A 20073-nucleotide genomic window follows, 5' to 3' on the forward strand; every position below is an offset into this window, starting at 1 on the left:
GGATCAGGTCAGGCCGGCCGTGCTCGTTGAGGACGTGTTCTGTCCGCAATGCCCATTACGCTCGGGCGCATGAAGCTGAGTCTGCGTGCCCTCAATCGCGCGACACTGGAGCGGCAACTGCTCCTGCGCCGGGCGACGATGCCGGCGCTGGCGGCCGTCGAGCACCTCGCGGGATTGCAGGCGCAGGCGCCGTTCCCGCCGTACTACGCGCTGTGGGCGCGGCTGCACGGCTTCAAACCGCACGACCTGGCGAAGCTGCTCCTCGACCGCAGCGTGGCGCGGATCGTGCTCATGCGCGGCACCGTGCACCTCGTGACGGCGGCCGACGCACTAGCCTGGCGCCCGCTCGTGCAGCCGGTGATGGACCGCGACCTCCGGACGAACACACTGCACGCGGCCCGCGTGGCCGGCCTCGACCACGGCGAAGTGGCTGCCGTGACCCGCGAACTGCTCGCACAGCGCCCGCACACGAGCGCGCAGCTGGGCGCCGCGCTCGCCGAGAAGTGGCCGGACCGCGAGAGCGACGCGTTGACGCACCTGGCGCGCTGCCTCCTGCCGCTGGTGCAGATCCCGCCGCGCGGCGTGTGGGGCCAGGCCGGGCAGCCGACGTACCAGCTCGCGGACCACTGGCTGGCGGGCGTCGACGCCGTAGCGTCGGTCGAGCAGCTGGTGCGGCGCTATCTCGCGGCCTTCGGTCCGGCAACGGTGGCCGACGTGCAAGCGTGGTCGGGTCTCACGAAGCTCGGCGAGGTCGTCGACGGGATGGACTTGCGCCAGTACGTCGACCACGCCGGTCGCGCGCTCTACGACCTGCCGGACGCCACGCTGCCCGACGAGAACGTGCCGGCGCCGCAGCGGTTGCTCGCGCCGTTCGACCAGCCGCTGTTGTCCTACGCCGACCGCACGCGCGTGATCTGCGACGAGCACCGCAAGCGCGTGATCTCGCAGAACGGTCTGGTCAAGGGCACGCTGCTGGTCGGCGGCTTCGTGAAGGGCGCCTGGGAGGTCAAGACCACCCGCGAGGCGGCGACGCTCGTGCTCACGCCGTACGAACGGCTGCCGAAGCGCGACGCGGCCGCGCTGGAGAGCTCCGGCAGGCGGCTGCTGGCCTGGGCGGAACCGGGCCTGCACCACGACGTGCAGCTGCTGCCGATGTGATCCAGGCCTGGCCGGAATTCTCGATTCTCTGACCGTTCGTGTCCTTCCACCTCGGCGGACGCGTCGGTAACTTGCTGACGATGGGTGACACGGCAAGGACGCCGTCGGTGCTGATCGTGGGCACCGGGTTCGGCGGGGTCGGCACGGCGATCGAGTTGAAGCGCGCCGGCTTCCACGACTTCACGATCCTCGAGCGCGCGGACGAGCCCGGCGGGGTGTGGCGCGAGAACACCTACCCTGGCGCGGCGTGCGACATCCCGTCGCCGCTGTACTCGTTCTCCTACGCGCCCAATCCCCACTGGCCCAAGCGGTTCTCGATGCAGCCGGACATCCACGCGTACCTCAAGCGCGTGGTGGCCGACCACGACCTCGGCCCCCACATCCGCTACGGCCAGGAGGTGACGGCCGCGACGTTCGACGAGGGCCGCTGGCGCGTCGAGACGGCGGGCGGCGAGACGTTCGAGGCCGACGTGTTCGTGCCGGCCGTCGGGCAGCTGTCGCGGCCGGTGCTGCCCGACATCGCGGGGCGCGACAGCTTCGAGGGCGTCGCGTTCCATTCGGCGCAGTGGAACCACGAGGCGGACCTCGCGGGCAAGCGCGTCGCCGTGATCGGTACCGGGGCGAGCGCGATCCAGTTCGTGCCCGAGCTGCAGAAACGCGTCGGCAAGCTCACGATCTTCCAGCGCACGGCGCCGTACATCATGGCCAAGAACGACACGCGGTACGCGCGCTGGCAAAAGCGCCTGTTCGAACGCCTCCCGGCGACGCAGCTGCTCGGCCGCCTGCGGATCTTCCTGCTCGCCGAGTATGCGACGTACGCGATGACGCGCCACCCCGTGCTGGCGAAGGCGTTCGAGCTGCGGACCTCGCAGCTGCGACGCAAGTACATCAAGGATCCCTCGCTACGGCGGAAGCTGACGCCGAAGTACCCGTTGGGCTGCAAGCGGATCCTGTTCACCAACGACTACCTGCCCGCGCTCGCGCAGCCGAACGTCGAGGTCGAGACCGGCCGGATCCGCGAGATCACGCCCCGCGGCGTTCGCACGGAAGGCGGTGTGGAGCACGAAGCCGACGTGATCGTGTACGGCACCGGCTTCAACGCCACCGACTTCCTCGGCTCGATGAAGGTGCTGGGCCTCGACGGGCGCAGCCTCGACGACGCGTGGCGCGGCGGCGCTCGCGCGTACCTGGGCATGACAATGCCCGGCTTCCCCAACCTGTTCTGCGTCTACGGCCCCAACACCAACCTCGGCGCCGGCTCCATCATCTACATGATCGAGCGGCAAGCGCGCTACATCCGCCAGGCCGTGGAACAGCTCGCACGGCCGGGTGTGTCCTATTTGGACGTGCGGCCCGAGGTGGAGGAACGCTACGACCGCGAGGTGCAGCAGCGGCTGGGCCACAGCGTGTGGAGCGCGTGCACGAGCTGGTACCGCCAGGCCGACGGGCGTGTGAGCACCAACTGGCCCGGCCTGGTGACCGAGTACGACCGCAGGACCCGGGTGCTGGACCCGGCCGACTTCAGGGTGGTGGGCTGATCTTGAACACCGACTACGACGTCCTCGTGATCGGCTCCGGTTTCGGCGGCAGTGTCACGGCGTTGCGGCTCACGGAGAAGGGCTACCGCGTCGGCGTGCTGGAAGCCGGGCGCCGCTTCGCCGACGACGAGTTCGCCAAGACGTCGTGGCGCCTGCGGAAGTACCTGTGGGCCCCGAAACTCGGCCTGTACGGCATCCAGCGCCTCACGCTGCTGAAGAACACCTTCGTGATGAGCGGCACCGGCGTCGGCGGTGGTTCGCTGGTCTACGCGAACACGCTGTACGAGCCGCCGGACGCGTTCTACCAGGACCAGCAGTGGGCGCACATCACGGACTGGAAGGACGAGCTGGCGCCCTACTACGACCAGGCCAAACGCATGCTGGGCGTCGTCGAGAACCCGCTCACGACGCCGGCCGACGAGGTGCTGCGCGAGGTCGCCGACGACATGGGCATCGGCCACACCTACCGCCGCACGCCCGTCGGCGTGTACTTCGGCTCGCGCCCGGGTGCGGAGTCGCCCGACCCGTTCTTCGGCGGCGCCGGCCCCGCGCGCCGCGGCTGCACGCACTGCGGCGAGTGCATGACCGGCTGCCGCGTCGGCGCGAAGAACACGACCGTGAAGAACTACCTCTACCTCGCCGAACAGGCGGGCGCCGAGGTCCACCCGTTGGCGACGGTGGTCTCCGTGCGCCCGGTCGACGGCGGCTACGCGGTGGACACCGAACGCACCGGCCGCTGGGTCCGGCGCGGCCGGCGCACCTTCACCGCGCGCGATGTCGTCTTCTCGGCTGCGGCGCTGGGCACGCAACGCCTCCTGCACCAGCTGCGCGACAACGGCACGCTCCCGGGCTTGTCACCGCGCCTCGGCTTGCTGGCGCGCACCAACTCCGAGGCCGTGCTCGCCGCGCGCTCGCTGCGCAAGGACACCGACTACACGCGCGGCGTCGCCATCACGTCGTCGATCCACCCGGACGCGGTCACCCACGTCGAGCCCGTGCGCTACGGCAAGGGCAGCAACGTCATGGGCCTCATGGCCACCGTCCTCGTCGACGCCGAACCCGGCAAACGCCGCTGGGCGCTGGGTCTTCGAGAACTGGCGAGGCGCTGGCGCCAGCTGCCGCGCCTGCACAACCCGCGGCACTGGTCGGAACGCATGATCGGCCTGCTCGTGATGCAGACGCTCGACAACTCCGTGACCACGTACACGAAACGCGGCCTGTTCGGCCGCCGCATGACCACTCGTCAAGGCACCGGCGAGCCGAGCCCCGACTGGATCCCCGCCGGCCACGAGGTGACCCGACGCGTCGCCGCGAAGATCGGCGGCCTCCCCCAGGGCGCGTGGACCGACCTCGCCAACACGCCGATCACCGGCCACTTCATCGGCGGCTGCGCCATCGGCGACTCCCCCGACACCGGCGTCGTCGACCCCTACCAGCGCGTCTACGGCCACCCCGGCCTCCACATCGTCGACGGCTCGACGATCTCGGCCAACCTGGGCGTGAACCCGTCGCTGACGATCACCGCCCAGGCCGAACGCGCCATGGCGTTGTGGCCGAACAAGGGCGAGGCGGATCCACGCCCTGCGCTGGGCGCGGCCTACCGCCGCATCACGCCCGTGGCGCCCCGGAAGCCGGCCGTACCGTCGACGGCTCCCGGCGTGCTGCATCTGCCGATTGTCAATATCCGGATCGGGCAGTGATCATCGGGCCGTGACCAGCAGATTGCCCACTGTTCGACAGTCCGGTTGAATGCGGGAACCTGCCCTCAGCGGCGTGGACTGTTGGCGTCCGACATCGAACAGCGCGAGCCGTCGGGAGCTTTGTGGGCTGGGAACTTGCCGTTCTTGTTCAGGGTCATGCGCTTCCTGCCACAACTCGGGCAACTCTGACCACTCAAAGGACGATCGCATTTGTAGACCGTGAGTCGATGACGAGTCGTCCCCGAAGCGGAGCAGGTTTTTTGAGCACCGCCAGAGAAAAGTCCTGCCGCGACACCGGTGTAATGCACCGGCAACAGGCCCTGTTTCGTCAGCGTGATGCGCAGGCAACAGTAATTGCAGTGTGCTTTCGGCAAGGCGGCGATTCCTCTCCGTGACCACGAGACAGTTCGATCTTGTCACCACGCAAGTCTCTATTCGAGGTGCTGATCGAACATCCCCGCGGAATCAACCCGTTCGGCCGAAGTTCAGAGTGACTCCGTATCGCGGCACTGGTACACCTCGCGCACCGAGCCACACCCTTACCAAAGACCTCCTGACCAGCGGATTCAACAATTCCTCAACACATCCACCAACCACCACCAGGCACGCTTGCCACGTCGCACGCGCTCACCCCCCTCTGAGCACGTGCACTGGGGGTGTCTTGAAAGGAGCTCCCGCGACGACGCCCTCCCTGCCGTCGCGGGAGTCCTTCCAAGGTCTTGTCCGGAGCGCCCCCTAAGGCAGATTCGCGAGCGCGGCTCCCACGGTGTTCGCGAACGCGTACCCGGCGGACGCGTCCCAGTTGATCGACCAGGTCATGGCACCGCGGATCGCCGGGTACGTGGCCGAGGGTTTGAAGCCGGCGCAGCTCGTGCCGCGGGCGAGGCAGTTGAGTGCCGACACCACGTTCGACGGGGGCTGGGAGCCGGCGCCCGCCGGGCCGGAAGCGGGCAGGCCGAGGGCCACCTGATCGGCCCGCAGACCGCCCTGCAGCTGGATGCACGCGAGCGCCGTCAGGAAGTCGACGGTGCCCTGGGCGTAGACCTGGCCGTTGCAGCCGAGCATGGTCCCCGAGTTGTAGTACTGCATGTTGACGACCGTGAGGATGTCCTTGATCCCCAGCGCGAGCTGGAAGTAGCCGCCCTGCGTGGACTGCATGTCGATCGTCTGCGGCGCCATCGTGATGATCGAGCCGCCACCGTTGTGGATGCTGCGCAGCGCCTGGCCCATGTAGGTGACGTTGATGCCGTTCTCGAGGTCGATGTCCACGCCGTCGAAGCCGTAGGTCGAGATCAGCGACTTCACGGAGTTGGCGAAGTTGTTCGCCGACGACGAGTCGCTGACGTTGATCGTGCCGTTCTGGCCGCCGACCGAGATGATCACCTTCTGGCCGCGCGCCTGCACGGTCTTGATGTCGGCGCGGAACTGGGCGTCGGTGTAGCCGCCGAGCTGCGACGACAGGCCGGGGTCGAGCGTGAAGTTCACAGCGCCCGGCGAGCCGGTGGCGTCGGCGAAGGCCACGGCGATGATGTTGTACCGCGTGGGCACGTCGGCCAGCCGCAGGGCCTTGGCGCCGTTGTAGAAGTTCTGCCAGTAGCCCGTGAGTACGTGTTTGGCCAGGTCACCGGTGACCGGCGGCTGCGACGTGGTGGGGGTCGTCGGGGTCGTCGACGGGGTGGTCGGCGTGGTCGGGGTCGTCGGCGGCGCGGTGCCCGGGCCGTCGAGGTTCACGTCGTCGGCCAGGTAGGCCGGCTGCCCGTACCAGCCGTGCAGGTAGACGGTGATGCTCGTGGACGCGCCGGTGGTGAAGGCGACCGAGAGCTGGCTCCAGCCGCTCGTGCCGGGCGTCCACGTGCTGGTGTCGGCACCGCCGGTGCCGGACACGCCCAGGTAGACGTAGCTGCCCTGCACCCAGGCCGACAGCTTGTAGGCGGTGTTCGCCTTCACCGTCACCTGCTGCGAGCACTGGGCGGTGTCGGACGGCGAAGGCGCGGCGCTGAGCGCCTTGCTCCCGCCGTGCGCGCCACTGGACACCACGGAGGCCGAACCACCGCAGGTCCAGCCGGAGAGGCTGCCGCTTTCGAAGCCGGGGTTGGCGAGGATGTTGGCCGCCGAGGCGCTGCCACCGATGGCGAAGGTGACACCGAGGCACGCGGCCACGGTGGCGATCAGCGCGCCGATCGCGAGTTTGGGTCCGCGGGACGGGCGAGGTTGTGGGGACCGTTTGGAGAACACAGCGAGACCTCCACGAAAGAGTGAGGCAGGTCACCACAAAGTGGACTAGACCAATCTCGGTGTCAAGGAACCGTTCGGGCGTCGCTTCGACGGGGCCATACGAAAGTCGCACCGCACCGGGCGGCAGAATGCTCGGCACGGAACGCCGAGACGGAGCAGGAGCCTGGTTGTGAGCGTGCAGTCGGTCGAGGAACGGATCGCCGAAGAGCTGGGGGTGCGCGAAGGTCAGGTCAAGGCCGCTGTCGATCTCCTCGACGGCGGGTCGACCGTGCCGTTCATCGCCCGGTACCGCAAGGAAGTCACCGGGATGCTCGACGACGCGCAGCTGCGCACCCTCGAGGAACGGCTGCGCTACCTGCGGGAACTCGACGAGCGGCGCGTCGCCGTGCTGGAGTCGATCCGCACGCAGGGCAAGCTCGACGAGGCGCTCGAGGCCCAGATCATGGCCGCGGACACGAAGTCGCGCCTGGAAGACATCTACCTGCCGTACAAGCCGAAGCGGCGGACGAAGGCGCAGATCGCCCGTGAGGCCGGCCTCGAGCCGCTGGCCGACGGCCTCATGAACGACCCGAACACCGACCCGCAGGCCGCGGCCGCGGTGTTCGTCGACGCCGACAAGGGCGTGGCCGACGCGCAGGCCGCGCTCGACGGCGCCCGCTCGATCCTCGTGGAGCGCTTCGCGGAAGACGCCGACCTGATCGGCGAGCTGCGCGAGAAGATGTGGACCGAGGGGCACATCGCGTCGAAGGTCCGCGCGGGCAAGGAGGAGGAAGGCGCGAAGTTCGCCGACTACTTCCAGTTCTCCGAGCCGTACACGAAGCTCCCCTCGCACCGCATCCTCGCGATGCTGCGCGGCGAGAAGGAGGAAATCCTCGACCTGTCGATGGAGGCCGAGGAACCCCGGGCCGAGGACGACGAGCCGCGCGTCGGCCCGACCGAGTACGAGATGCGGATCGCGCAGAAGTTCGGCGTCACCCAGCAGGGCCGCGCGGCCGACAAGTGGCTCGGCGACACCGTGCGCTGGGCGTGGCGCACCAAGATCCTGCTGCACCTGGGCATCGACCTGCGGATGCGGCTGCGCCAGTCGGCCGAGGACGACGCCGTGCGCGTGTTCGCGGCGAACCTGCGCGACCTCCTGCTGGCCGCCCCGGCCGGCACGCGCGCGACGATGGGCCTCGACCCGGGCTTCCGCACCGGTGTGAAGGTGGCCGTGGTCGACGCGACCGGCAAGGTCGTGGACACGCACGTGATCTACCCGCACCAGCCGGCGAACAAGTGGGACCAGTCGATCGCCGAGCTCGCGGTGCTGTCGGCGAAGCACCACGTGGACCTGATCTCGATCGGCAACGGCACCGCGTCGCGCGAGACCGACAAGCTCGCGCAGGAGCTCATCAAGAAGCACCCGGAGCTGAAGCTCACGAAGGCCGTGGTCAGCGAGGCGGGCGCGTCCGTGTACTCGGCGTCGGCGTTCGCGTCGCAGGAGCTGCCGGGCATGGACGTGTCGCTGCGCGGCGCCGTCTCGATCGCGCGGCGGCTGCAGGACCCGCTGGCCGAGCTGGTGAAGATCGACCCGAAGTCGATCGGTGTCGGGCAGTACCAGCACGACCTGTCCGAGGTGTCGCTGTCGCGCTCGCTCGACGCGGTGGTGGAGGACTGTGTGAACGCGGTGGGCGTGGACGTGAACACCGCGTCCGCTCCCCTGCTCACGCGCGTTTCGGGCATCACCACCGGGCTCGCGGAGAACATCGTCGCCCACCGCGACACCAACGGTCCGTTCAAGTCGCGCACGGCCCTGAAGGAGGTCGCGCGGCTCGGGCCCAAGGCGTTCGAGCAGTGCGCCGGCTTCCTGCGCATCCCGGACGGCGACGACCCGCTCGACGCGTCCTCGGTGCACCCCGAGGCTTACCCGGTCGTGCGGCGGATCCTGGACCGCACCGGCTCGGGCATCCGCGAGCTGATCGGCAACGCGCGCACGCTGCAGGCGCTCAAGCCGACGGAGTTCGTGGACGAGACCTTCGGGCTCCCGACCGTCACGGACATCCTGACCGAGCTGGAGAAGCCCGGCCGCGACCCGCGTCCGGCGTTCAAGACGGCGACCTTCGCCGAGGGCGTCGACAAGATCGGTGACCTGAAGCCGGGCATGACTCTGGAGGGCGTGGTCACGAACGTGGCCGCGTTCGGCGCGTTCATCGACGTCGGTGTGCACCAGGACGGCCTGGCCCACGTGTCGGCGCTGTCGAAGAACTTCGTGAAGGACCCGCGCGACGTCGTGAAGCCCGGCGACATCGTGAAGGTGAAGGTCCTCGACGTCGACGTGCCGCGCAAGCGGATCTCGCTGACGCTGCGCCTGGACGACGAGCCGGGTGCTTCGTCGCAGGACCGTCGCGGTGGCGGCGGCGGTCGTGACCGCGGCCAGGGCGGCGGCGGTGGCGGCCAGGGCGCTGGCGGCGGCCAGCGGCGTGGCCAGCAGGGCAACCGCGGCGGTGGCGGTGGCGGTCGTGGCGGCAACTCCGGCGGTGGCGACTCCGGCGGCAGCGGCGCGATGGCCGACGCCCTGCGGCGCGCCGGGTTCGGCAAGTAGGTCTCGGCAGGCGAAACGGGCCGCCGTCGCACAGCGGACACTGTGCGACGGCGGCCCGTTTTCCGCTGTGCAGCACCGCTGTCAGGGCCGGATGGTCAAGCCGGTGAAGTCACCCTGCTCCGGCGCCACCGGATCTCGCCGTCGTGCCCTTCGTCGGTGCGAGTGAGCCCGGCGGCAGCGGCGACGGCCGTGGAGGACCGGTGTTCGGGGTGGATGTGGGCGATGACGGTTCGCACGGCGTGGCGATCGAGCCAGGCGACGAGCCCTCGGGTCGCCTCGGTGGCTATGCCGCTGCCCTGCCACGGCGTCCCCACCACCCAGGCGATCTCGGCTCCGGCGGAGTTCACGGTCGCCTGGACGGTGCCCGTCAGACAGTCCTCGCCGCGAAGCCGGATCACCCAGTTCAGCCAGGTCACGGCCGGGTCGGGAGAGCCGGCAGTCAGCCGCTCGTAGCGCGAACGCAGGGCCTCCGGAGTGTCCGGGGTGCCGCCGATGAAGGTGTGCAGCGCCGGATCGGCCAGCACCCGTGCCATCTCCTCGGCGTGCTCGACGAGCAGCGGCAGCAGGTCCAGTCGCGGAGTCTTGATGGTCTCGGCTTCGAGGCTGGGTGCGATCACGGCGCGCCACCGTAGCCGCGCGGACAAGCCCAGCCTGGGTTCGCGGACCGGTGGGCCCAGGACCGGTCCGGCGCTGTTCTCGTCCCGGTGATCACCGCGTGCGGGACGACCGCGGGCGGGCGGAGATCTCTTCGCGAAGCGTTCGTCTCTCCTCGCGAAGCGTTCGTCTCTCCTCGCGAAGCGTTCGTCACTGCGCGATTCCCAGCAACGCGGCCTCGAGCGCCAACAGGATCTCCGCGGTTGCCCTTCGGGTCACTCAGGGGGCGACCGGTGGCGGCCTCGATCCGCCGCAGCCGATGGCGGACCGTGTTGGGGTGGCAGAACAGAACCGCCGCGGCGCCCGAGGCCGATTCCCCGCTGTCCCGCCACGCGGCCAGGGTTTCGAGGAGGACCTTGCTGTGCTCGGCGGCCATCTCCTCGGCGAAGGGGTCGTGTGCGGACCACAGATCGGAGGCCGCGTCCACCAGCGCCTGATCGGACACGTGTTCCTGCGTCCGGGCCTGCAGCACGAGGCTGTGCCAGATCTGGCTGAACAGCACGCGGAACGCCGCCATGACCACCGACAGCGGCACCCCTTTCCCGGCTCGGAGCGCACCGGTCGTCCGGGGCGCCGAAACGTCGGCGAACCGGTCCTCGTGCAGGGACCGCGGGACGTAGTCGAGGTTGCCTTGCACGGATCGCCGCAGATCGTCGGCGTCGCCCTCGGGCGCACCCGGGTACGGGCGCTGAACCAGTTGCGCACCGAGTTCGGTCTTCCTGCCGCCGAGCGTGATGGACTCGAACAACGTCTCCCCTTTGTCCGGCGCGAAAGTCCTTCGTTGTCCGTGCGGACATCGGGCCCTAGGCGTTCATCTCGTACGCCCCCGAAAGGTCGCGCACCACTGTCCACACGCGAGCGAAGCGGTCGGCGTCCACGACGGGCTTGCGCAGGACCGCCAGCGCCAGTTCCTGCTGCTTGTCCGTGGAGCTCGCCTTGCCGTTGAGGTCCACGGCGGCGGCGCTGAAGTCCTGGACCAGCACGGCGAAAAGCTGGTCCACGACGTCGTCGGGCTCGCCCGTGAGGTCGGCTTGCTCCAGGATCAGCTGGCCGTAGACGACGAGGGTGAACAGCTCCGTCAGCGCCAGCCCGAAGTCCAGGTCGGCCTGCTGCGCCTCGTCGGGTGCGGCTTCGGTGAGCAGGCGCACGAGGTGGTCGGCCTGCTCGCGGAAGAGCGCCACGTTCGGGAGGTGCGACGCCTTGCCGTAGGCCGTTTTCCAGTCGTGGAAGCGCACCTTCGACAGGCCGCGCGCCGGGCCCTGGCGGAAGAGGAACTCGTCGTCCGCGGCGTCGTCGCGGGTCGGCACCGGGGCGTAGTCCTGGGGCGCGAAGAGGTACGCGGGCATGAACTTCGCGATCAGCGCGAGGTTCACCGCTACGGTGCCCTCCAGCTTGGGCAGGCCGTCGATGTCGTTCTTGGCCATGGCGAGGTAGGTGTCGGCCTCGAAGCCCTTCGCCGCCACGACGTCGGCGACCAGGCCGATCACCCTCTGGGCCTCCGTGGTCACCTTCATCTTCGTAATGGGGTTGAACAGCAGGTAGCGGCGGTCATCCGGGCCGGCCGAGCGGAAGTAGTCCACGGCGCGGTCGGCGAACAGCTTCATGCCGGCCAGCCGCGCGTAGGCCTCCACGAACTCGCGCCGCACGTGCGGGAAGTCGGTGACGGGCTTGCCGTAGAGGATTCGGTTGTGGGCGTGGGTGATGGCCTCGTACAGCGAGTGCGTGGCCATGCCGATGCCGCCGAAACACAGGTTGAACTTGCCGATGTTCACGGTGTTCAGCGCGGCGCTGAAGGCCTCCGCGCCGACGTGCAGGAGGTCCTCGGCGTGCACCGGGTAGTCCTCGAGGCGGAACTCGGCGACGAACATCTGCGAGGGCACGATGTTCTTCACCACGTGGTAGTTCGGGTGCGTGGCGTCGGCGTAGAAGAACACGTACTGGTCCGGGCCCTCGACGCCGTCGATGCGGCCGAAGACCGACACCGTGCGGGCGACGTTGCCGTTGCCGATGTAGTACTTCGAGCCGTTGGCGCGGTAGCCGCCGTCGCCGTCGGGGGTGAGCACGAGGTCGGACGAGTAGATGTCGGCTCCGTGATCCTTTTCGGACAGTCCGAACGCGCCGACGCCGCCCGCGGCCAGCGCGTCGGCCGCCCGCTTGCGCGCGACCTCGTTGCCGCTCTGCCACACCGGGCCGAGCCCGAGGATGGTGACCTGCCAGGGGTACCAGTAGTTGAGGCCGTAGAAGCCGAGAATTTCCGACAGCGCGGCCACGCGGCTGGTGTCCCAGCGCCTGTCCGGCGCGCCGTTGGCGGCCGCGGCGGGCGTGAGGAAGGTGGCGAAGAGGCCTTCCTGGCCGGCGAACTCGATGAAGTCCGAGTAGAAGGTGCGGTTGTGGTAGTCCTCGGTGAGCTTGCGCTTGCCGCGTGACTCGAACCACTCGATCGTGGCCAGCAGCAGGCGCCGGGTCTCCGGGTCGAACGACTGCGGGTCGTAGGCCCGCGGGTTGAGCAGCGGCATGGCTCTCCTCCGTGATTACCGACGAGTAACTTAGCAAGCGGGGATGAGTGCGGGCAAACTCACTCGGCCCTGCGTGCACGTTCGGCTATACTGATCTTGCGGTCCGCTCAGTTCTGCCTCGGATCGCGTGTTGTTGTCGACTACCACGCGCCGCGGCCCCCCGAGGTCTGCGCCGGGCAGGACAACCCTTCTCACGTATGGAGAACCGGGGCGTTTCGAGCGCCCGTACGCACTTATGACCACTTTCACTGAACTCGGCCTGCCCAAGTCCCTGGTGGACGCGCTGGCGGCCCAGGGCGTCACCTCGCCGTTCCCGATCCAGGAAGCCACGCTGCCGCACACGCTCGCGGGCCGCGACGTGCTCGGCCGCGGCCGCACGGGCTCCGGCAAGACCTACGGCTTCGCGCTGCCCGTGCTGGCCCGCCTCGCCGCCGGCCCCACGCGCCGGCGCCCCGGCCGCCCGCGCGCGCTGATCCTCGCGCCGACGCGCGAGCTCGCTACCCAGATCGAGGCCACCATCGCCCCGCTGGGCAAGGTGCTGGGCCTCAAGACCACCACGATCTTCGGCGGCGTGAGCGCGTCTCCGCAGATCACGCGCCTGCGCGACGGCGTGGACATCGTCGTCGCCTGTCCCGGCCGCCTGGCCGACCACATGCGCTCCGGCGAGGTGAAGCTCGACCAGATCGAGATCACCGTGCTCGACGAGGCCGACCACATGGCCGACCTGGGCTTCCTGCCCGAGGTGCGGCGCATCATGGACCAGACGCCCGAGCGCGGCCAGCGGCTGCTCTTCTCCGCGACCCTCGACGGCGGCGTCGACGTGCTGGTCAAGCGCTTCATGCACGATCCGGTCACGCACAGTGTCGACTCGGCCCAGTCGCCGGTGTCGACCATGACGCACCACGTGCTGCACCTCGAGGAGACCCACCGCCTGCCGGTGCTCGTCGACCTCACAGCCGCCCCCGGCCGCACGCTCGTGTTCACGCGCACCAAGCACCGCGCGAAGAGCCTCACGCGCAAGCTCGTGGCCAGCGGCGTGCCCGCCGTCGAGCTGCACGGCAACCTCGGCCAGAACGCGCGCACGCGCAACCTGGAGGCGTTCTCCTCCGGCGCGGCGAAGACGCTCGTCGCCACCGACATCGCCGCCCGCGGCATCCACGTGGACGACGTCACCCTCGTCATCCACGCCGACCCGCCCGTGGAGCACAAGGCCTACCTGCACCGCTCGGGCCGCACCGCGCGCGCCGGCGCGTCGGGCACCGTCGTGACGCTGATGACCGACGACCAGATCGCCGATGTCCGGGACCTCACCCGCAAGGCCGGCATCAAGCCCACGACCACGCAGATCGGCCCGGGCCACCCGCTGCTGGCCGAGCTCGCCCCCGGCGAGCGCGCCTTCGACGCCTCGCCGCGCCGCCCGATCGTCGACAACCGCCCCAAGAAGGTCACCGCTTCCGGCGGCGACGCTTCCGTGCGAAGTGGCCGTCGCGGCGGCCCGGCTCCGGAGAACCGCGGTGGGCAGGGCGCTCGCGCCAACGCTCAGTCGCGCCGCGGCGAATCGGCCGGGCGCGGTGGTTCGAGCCGCGGCAGCCGTGGTGGCGCCGGCCGGGACTCGTTCGGTGAAGGTCGCGGTCGTGGCGGTGCTGCTCGTGAGTCGTTCGGCGAGGGTGGTGGCCGTGGTCGCGGTGGCGCTTCGCGGGAAGCCGTCGCCGACGGCGGCGGTCGTTCCGCCGGAGGCCGCGGTGGTGCCGGGCGCGCGAACGCCGGCCGCGGTGGCGCCGCAGCGGGCCGCACCGGCGGCGGTCGCGGTGGCGCTGCTGCCGCCCGCACCCAGGGCGAACCGCGTCGCGGTGGCTCCGGCCAGTCGGGCGCCCGTTCCCAGCAGCCCAGCCGCGCCGGCTCGGCCTCCGGCTCCAGCCGTGGCGCCGCTGCGTTCTCGGCGGGCACCCGCGCGGGAGCTCGCCGCACCGGGCGCTGACCGTCCACTTCAGACCGGCCCGCAGGCTCCCCGCCCGCGGGCCGGTCTTCGTTTCCGCCCCCGTCGACCACCCCGATGCGGCGTTCAGCGAAGCGTGTCAGAGCTGGCCGAGCAGGGCGAACGCCGGCGGGAACCCGACCAGCACCACGAACGCGGCGATGTTCGTCTTCTTGTACTGCACCAGCAAAGCCACGAACTCACGCAGAAAAGCGCTCGGCACGAAGTACGAAGCGGTCCGAGCCCCGATCACGTCCAGCCGCAGCCGCAGGCGGCGAGCCAGGATGGCCGTGCGGAAGACGTGGTAGTTGTTCGTCACCGCGAGGATCCGGCCGGAAGTCCCCCGCGCGCGCAGCAGCGCCACGCTGAAGCGCAGGTTCTCGTCGGTCGTCGTGGCCTTGTCCTCCAGCAGCACCGAATCCCGGGGCACACCGGCGTTTTCCAGGTACGCCGCCATCGCCGCGGCTTCCGAGGTGAGCTCGTCGCTGCCCTGACCACCGGACACGACCACGACGGCCTCAGGTGAGCGCTGGTAGCACTGGACCCCGCGGTCGAGCCGGCTGGCCAGCAGCGGCGGCACGCGGTCGCCCAGCAAACCGGACCCCAGCACGATGATCGCGGCGGCGCGGGCGCGGCGGTTCAGCCGGCTGTAGAGCACGGAGTACATGAGCAGCGCCGTGAACACGAACGCCAGGTACGCCGAGAGCAGCAGCGCCGACAAAGCCACCACGATCAGCCACGGCGCCGCCCGCGTGAACGCCACCGCACCCACCGTGAAGACGTAGACCGCCAGGATCGCCAGCCCCGCGAGCAGCGACAGCAGGTTGGCCGGCCGGTGCCCCTCGCGGCGCCACATCACGGCGCCGTTGGCGACCAGCGCCCACGGCAGCACCAGCGCGGCGACCACCGCCACCACCCCGACGCCGATCAGCACCACCGTCTGCAGCCACACCAGCCCCGCCGTGAGGCTGAAGAGCCACAACCCGGTCAGCACCACGGCGATCGCGAACCACACCGCGTTGCCGAACCGCCGAGGCTCGCGCAGGAACCGCACGAGGAAGATCAGATCGGCGAGCAGCGCCAGGATCGCGGGGGCCATGATCGAACATCATGGTGGGTGCCGTGAGAACGCGTTGGGGCAACCCCGTCAGAGCGAGGACGTGAGCCCGCGCGCCCGCAGCACAGCGCGCTCCAGCGGCCGGAACACCAGCAGCTCGATCCCGATCCCGACGAGCAGGATCAGGAAGATCGCCGCGATCACCTTCTCGATCGCGTTGAGCGACGAGCCCTGGTTCAAGTACGCGCCAAGGCCGATGCCGAGCTGTGGCGACAGCGCGATGAGCTCCGCGGCCATCAGCGAACGCCACGAGAACGCCCAGCCCTGCTTCAGCCCGGCGAGGAAGCCGGGCAACGCGGCCGGCAGCAGGATGTGGCGGGCGGCGGCCAGGCGGCGCGCGCCCATGACCTGGCCGACGCGCGGCAGGATGGGCGGGATCTGGTCGATGCCGGACACGAGGCCGTTGGCGATCGAGGGCACCGAACCGAGCAGCACGACGAAGTAGATCGCCGCGTCGTTGATGCCGAACCACAGGATGGCGGCCGGCACCCAGGCCACCGACGGCAGGCTCTGCAGCCCGGTGAGCAGCGGCCCGATCGCGGCGCGCACCACGCGGACCTTGGCGACGAGCAGCCCCAGCGGCGTCCCGATCACCACCCCGGCGGCGAAGCCGAGCGCGGCGCGGTGCAGCGACGTCCAGATGAAGCCGAACACCTCGCCGTCGGTGAGGCGGTCCCAGAACTCGTTCCACACGGCCAGCGGCGCGGGCAGCTGCGCCTCCGGCCAGAACGCGGCGGCCCACAGGATCTGCCACACCACCACGAGCAGCACGAGCGCCACCACCGGCGGCAGGAAACCCCACGCGAACCGGCGCCAGAACGACGGGCGACGCTCCCCCACCGGGGCGTCGAGCGCGTCGAGGCCGGAACCGACGGCGTCCAGCTCGTCGACGGGTCCGTCAGGCTGCGGCATGGGTGCTGATCACCTTTCGCAGGTGGCCGGTGATTTCCTCGGTCAGCTCCTCGGTGTCGGCCAGCGGCACGTCGGTCCACTCGCGCACCACGCGGCCGGGACGCGACGACAGCAGCACCACGCGCTGACCCAGCCGGACGGCCTCACGCACGTCGTGGGTCACGAACAGCACCGACGTGCCCGTGCTCCCCCACACGCGCAGCAGCTCGCCCTGCAGCACGTCGCGGGTGATGGCGTCGAGCGCAGCGAACGGCTCGTCCATCAGCAGCAACGCCTGCTCGGCATCGCCGCCGACGCGGTGGGTGGCGGCGAGCGCGCGGGCCAGCGCGACCCGCTGGCGCATGCCGCCGGACAGCTCGTGCGGGCGCTTCCCGCCCACACCGCTCAGGCGCACCAGGTCCAGCAGCTCGGCGGCCTTGCGGCGGCGCTCGGTGCGGCCGAAGCCGGCCAGCCGCAGCGGGAGCTCGACGTTGCGCGCGGCCGTGAGCCACGGCATCAGCGCGGCCTCCTGGAACATGACCGCGGGGCGTGACGTGTTGAGCGTGATCTCCCCCGCCGACGGCGCGTCGAGGCCGGCCACGAGGTTCAGCAGCGTGCTCTTGCCACAGCCGGACGCACCGAGCAGGCACACGAACTCGCCCGGCGCCACCGCCAGGTCCACGCCGTCGAGCGCCACCACGGCGCGCCCGGCGGGGCCGAACGCCTTGCCGACGCCATCGAGCCGCACCGCGGCCGTGCCGGTGAACTCGGTCCGTCCGCTGGGGAGAGTGATCGTCATCGCGCGCTGCCTCTTTCCTGAATTACTTCGGACGCAGTCACTTGGCCAGGGCGGGAGCTTCGACGGAGGGCTGCTTCGCTTCCTGCAAAACCTGGTTGAGCGGGCCGAAGTCGGCGAACCCCTTGAGCGCCACGGCGGACTTCGCGACCCCCGCGGTGACGGAGTCCTGCGCCAGCTGCGGGAACTGCTCGGGGATCGGGTCCGTGGTCAGCTCGATGCCGGAAAACGCGCGGTCCAGCACGGCCGGGCTCAGCGAGCTGCCGGCGAGCTTCTTGAGCGCCCCGTTGACGACAGTCTTGGCGTCGGCGGGGTTGGCCTTGGCCCAGTCGATGGCGGCCAGCTCACCCTTCAGCACCGCGCGCACGGTGTCGGGGTGCTGCTGCAGGAACTCGCTGCGCACGATCACGACGGTGGTCGGGAACCGGCCGTCGGGCCACAGCGACTTCTCGTCGACGAGCACCTTCGCGCCGGCGTCGAGCACCAGCCGCGAGGACCACGGCTCGGGCAGCCAGCCGCCGTCGACGTCGCCCTTCCGGAAGGCGTCGAGCGTCTTCGGGTTGTCCATCGTGGTCACGGTGACCTGGCCGCTGAGCTGCTTGCCGGCGAGGAACTTCTTGAGCGCGACGTCCTGGGTGTTGCCCAGCTGCGGCGTGGTGATCGTCTTGCCCTTGAGCTGGTCGATGCTGGTGATGCCCGGCTTCACCACGAGCTGCGCGCCACCGGAAACCGCGCCGGAGACCAGCTGGATGGCGCCTTCGGACTTGCTGAACGCCGTGATGGCCGGGCCCGAGCCGATGAACGCCATGTCGAGCGAGTTGCCGAGCAGCGCGTTGACCTCGTCGGGGCCGGCGTTGAACGTCTGCGTGGTGAGCTTCGTCTTGCCCAGCTGCTGGGTGAAGAAACCCTTGTCGACGCCGATCAGCGCCGGCGCGTGGGTGACGTTCGGGAAGTAGCCGAGGCGCACCTCCGTGGCCGCGCCGACGTTTGCGGCCGCTGTCTCGGGGCGATCCGCGCGCGAACAGCCCGCGAGCGCACCCACCGCAGTCAGCGCGACGAGCGCGGCGGCGAAGAGGCGGGTTCTCGGGAGCTTGCGCACGGGTGGGCCCTTCCAGTGGCGACGGGTCCCGGCGAGGTTCGCACGGTCACTCACCCGGGCGCATGGACATCCGCATGGCGGGAATTCTGCTGAGATCCCCTTGACACGGGTGCCGTTACTTGCTCAGCAGCAGCGACACGTCGCCGAACTCGTGCCAGAGGTACCTCCGTTCGACGGCCGCGTCGTAGGCGCGCTGCACCAGGTCGGGGCCGACGACGGCCTCGAGCAGGAGCAGGTGCGAGGCCTCCGGAGTGTGCAGGCCGGTGACGAGCCCGTCGACGACCTGCGCCGGGTGGTCCGGGCCCAGCACCAGCGACGTCCAGCCCGACGCGGCGGTGACGGCCCCGTCGGTGACGGCCGACTCCAGCGCGCGCACCGCGGTGGTCCCCACGGCGACGACCCGGCCACCCTGCGTGCGCACCCAATTGACCAGCGAGGCCGTGGTGGCGGGGATGTGGAAGCGCTCGGCGTACGGCGGCTCCCCCGCTTCCGGCGACGAAACGCCGGTGTGCAGGAGGATCGGCGCGAAGAGCACGCCGCGGGAGACCAGTTGCGTCACCAGTTCCGGCGTGAACGGACGGGCGGCGCTGGGCATTTCCGCGCTGCCGGGGTCGAGGGCGAACACGGTCTGGTAGTCGGTGAGCGGCCAGGCGCGCGGAACGTAGCCGTAGCGGATGGGGCGTCCCACGAGCGCCAGGTACCGGGCGACGCCACCTTCGACGTCGATGCGGGCGCGCCAGAGCCGCCGCTGCCCGGCGACGTGCGGGGCGAGCAGGGTGAGCGCGGCGCCGGCGGGCAGGGTGAGGTGCTCGCCTTCGTGGCCGTCGAGCAGCGGGCCGCCGGGGGCACGGAGTTCGACGACCCAGGTGCCGTCGTCGATCTCCGTGGAGAAGTGGACGCCGACGACGTGGTCGCCGCGCACCGCGTCGACGGCCGCCGGGAGTGTCCCCGAGGTGTTGACGACGAGCAGGTCACCGGGCCGGAGGTGGTCGCCGACCTCGCGGAACGTGGCGTGGTGGACGCCGTCCGGGCCGGCGGTGAGCAGGCGGACCTCGTCGCGGGCGAGGCCGCGTGCTTCGGGTGGCGCGGTGGCGAGCAGGTCGTCCGGCAAGAAGAAGCGCGTGGTCACGAGCGCACCGCCGCGGCCAGGTCGGCGGCGCGGTAGCGGCCGCTGGGCGGGCGTTCGTCGAACAGGCGCAGGAACGCGGGCACGGCCGTCTCGGGCAGCGGCCGGTCGGAGATGTCCTCGCCGGGGAAGGCGAGCTGGTGCATGGCTGTGCGCAGGTCACCGGGGTCGACGGCGTAGACGGCGAGCTCCGGGTTCTCGACGCCGAGCACGGCGGTGGCGTGGTCGAGCGCGGCTTTGGCGGAGCCGTAGGCGCCCCAGCCCTCGTAGGGTTCGACAGCGGCGTCGGAGCTGATGTCGACGAGGATGCCGTTCGCGGTTTTCAGCGCGGGCAGCAGCGTTCGAGTGAGTGCGAGGGGCGCGAATACGTTGGTGCGGTAGACGGCTTCGAGCGCTTCGAGCGGGTAGTCGGCCAGCGGCGGCAGCGGGCTGACACCGAGAGTGCTGGCGTTGTTCACGAGCAGGTCGAGCCGGGGCCCGGCGGCCTCGGCGAGGGCGGCGCGGTGCGCGGGGTCCGTGACGTCGCCGGGCACGGCGGTGAAGCCGAGCTCTTCGGCCGTGGCCCGCAACGCCGCTTCACCCCGCGCCGTGCCCAGCACTGTCCACTCGCGACGGACGAGGGCCCCGGCGAGGGCCCGCCCGAGACCGGCTGACGCGCCGGTGATGACGGCGACTGGCATGGTTCCT

The 20073-nt window shown here is 70.5% G+C and carries 15 protein-coding genes; 5 read left to right on the forward strand and 10 right to left on the reverse strand.

Annotated features, from left to right (window positions below):
* The first annotated feature begins 69 nt into the window (after nt 1-69).
* From QRX50_RS48630 to QRX50_RS48640, 3 genes are all read left to right on the forward strand, one after another.
* Nucleotides 70-1158: a winged helix DNA-binding domain-containing protein gene (locus QRX50_RS48630; protein ID WP_285969801.1), complete on the forward strand. Its 1089-nt coding sequence runs from the start codon at nt 70-72 to the stop codon at nt 1156-1158.
* A gap of 80 nt (nt 1159-1238) precedes the next feature.
* Nucleotides 1239-2696, forward strand: a complete 1458-nt coding sequence (locus QRX50_RS48635; RefSeq protein ID WP_285969802.1) for a flavin-containing monooxygenase — start codon at nt 1239-1241, stop codon at nt 2694-2696.
* On the forward strand, nt 2696-4396 hold the full coding sequence (locus QRX50_RS48640) for a GMC oxidoreductase (protein ID WP_285974759.1): 1701 nt from the start codon (nt 2696-2698) through the stop codon (nt 4394-4396). The genes QRX50_RS48635 and QRX50_RS48640 overlap by 1 nt, the downstream gene beginning before the upstream one ends.
* A 735-nt stretch (nt 4397-5131) precedes the next feature.
* Here QRX50_RS48640 and QRX50_RS48645 read toward each other — a convergent pair.
* Nucleotides 5132-6577 (reverse strand): chitinase, encoded by a 1446-nt coding sequence (locus QRX50_RS48645; protein WP_434533394.1) that lies wholly within the window; start codon nt 6575-6577, stop codon nt 5132-5134.
* A gap of 223 nt (nt 6578-6800) precedes the next feature.
* Here QRX50_RS48645 and QRX50_RS48650 point away from each other — a divergent pair, with 223 nt between their 5' ends.
* The gene (locus tag QRX50_RS48650; protein ID WP_285969804.1) at nt 6801-9212 is read left to right on the forward strand and encodes a Tex family protein; all 2412 of its coding nucleotides are present in this window, start codon (nt 6801-6803) and stop codon (nt 9210-9212) included.
* A 95-nt stretch (nt 9213-9307) separates the two neighbouring features.
* Here the strand turns inward: QRX50_RS48650 and QRX50_RS48655 are convergent, their stop codons facing one another.
* Genes QRX50_RS48655 through QRX50_RS48665 form a run of 3 tightly spaced genes read right to left on the reverse strand, consistent with a single transcriptional unit; the run spans nt 9308 to nt 12382 of the window.
* Nucleotides 9308-9829: a GNAT family N-acetyltransferase gene (locus QRX50_RS48655; protein ID WP_285969805.1), complete on the reverse strand. Its 522-nt coding sequence runs from the start codon at nt 9827-9829 to the stop codon at nt 9308-9310.
* Nucleotides 9826-10614 (reverse strand): helix-turn-helix domain-containing protein, encoded by a 789-nt coding sequence (locus tag QRX50_RS48660; RefSeq protein WP_285969806.1) that lies wholly within the window; start codon nt 10612-10614, stop codon nt 9826-9828. Before QRX50_RS48660 ends, QRX50_RS48655 begins: the two co-directional genes overlap by 4 nt.
* A gap of 55 nt (nt 10615-10669) precedes the next feature.
* Nucleotides 10670-12382: an acyl-CoA dehydrogenase family protein gene (locus QRX50_RS48665; RefSeq protein ID WP_285969807.1), complete on the reverse strand. Its 1713-nt coding sequence runs from the start codon at nt 12380-12382 to the stop codon at nt 10670-10672.
* Nucleotides 12383-12617: 235 nt separating this feature from the next.
* Here QRX50_RS48665 and QRX50_RS48670 point away from each other — a divergent pair, with 235 nt between their 5' ends.
* Complete coding sequence (locus QRX50_RS48670) at nt 12618-14360, forward strand: DEAD/DEAH box helicase (protein ID WP_285969808.1); 1743 nt, start codon at nt 12618-12620, stop codon at nt 14358-14360.
* A gap of 97 nt (nt 14361-14457) precedes the next feature.
* On the opposite strand, the gene QRX50_RS48675 is transcribed toward QRX50_RS48670, so the two are convergent.
* The 6 genes from QRX50_RS48675 to QRX50_RS48700 form a co-directional block, all read right to left on the reverse strand.
* Nucleotides 14458-15456: a YdcF family protein gene (locus QRX50_RS48675; RefSeq protein WP_285969809.1), complete on the reverse strand. Its 999-nt coding sequence runs from the start codon at nt 15454-15456 to the stop codon at nt 14458-14460.
* A 48-nt stretch (nt 15457-15504) separates the two neighbouring features.
* On the reverse strand, nt 15505-16386 hold the full coding sequence (locus QRX50_RS48680; protein WP_220246860.1) for an ABC transporter permease: 882 nt from the start codon (nt 16384-16386) through the stop codon (nt 15505-15507).
* Entirely contained in the window at nt 16373-17164 is a 792-nt protein-coding gene (locus QRX50_RS48685) for an ABC transporter ATP-binding protein (RefSeq protein ID WP_285969810.1), read from the reverse strand. The genes QRX50_RS48680 and QRX50_RS48685 overlap by 14 nt, the downstream gene beginning before the upstream one ends.
* A 37-nt stretch (nt 17165-17201) precedes the next feature.
* Nucleotides 17202-18260: an ABC transporter substrate-binding protein gene (locus QRX50_RS48690; RefSeq protein ID WP_285974760.1), complete on the reverse strand. Its 1059-nt coding sequence runs from the start codon at nt 18258-18260 to the stop codon at nt 17202-17204.
* 115 nt (nt 18261-18375) lie between these two features.
* Nucleotides 18376-19389 carry an S-adenosylmethionine:tRNA ribosyltransferase-isomerase gene (locus QRX50_RS48695; protein ID WP_285969811.1) on the reverse strand — a complete coding sequence of 338 codons (1014 nt, stop codon included), beginning with the start codon at nt 19387-19389 and terminating at the stop codon, nt 18376-18378.
* The gene (locus QRX50_RS48700) at nt 19386-20066 is read right to left on the reverse strand and encodes an SDR family NAD(P)-dependent oxidoreductase (RefSeq protein WP_285969812.1); all 681 of its coding nucleotides are present in this window, start codon (nt 20064-20066) and stop codon (nt 19386-19388) included. Before QRX50_RS48700 ends, QRX50_RS48695 begins: the two co-directional genes overlap by 4 nt.
* Nucleotides 20067-20073 lie beyond the last annotated feature (7 nt).

Origin of the sequence: Amycolatopsis sp. 2-15 (genome assembly GCF_030285625.1) — a bacterium.
GTDB lineage: Bacteria > Actinomycetota > Actinomycetes > Mycobacteriales > Pseudonocardiaceae > Amycolatopsis > Amycolatopsis carbonis.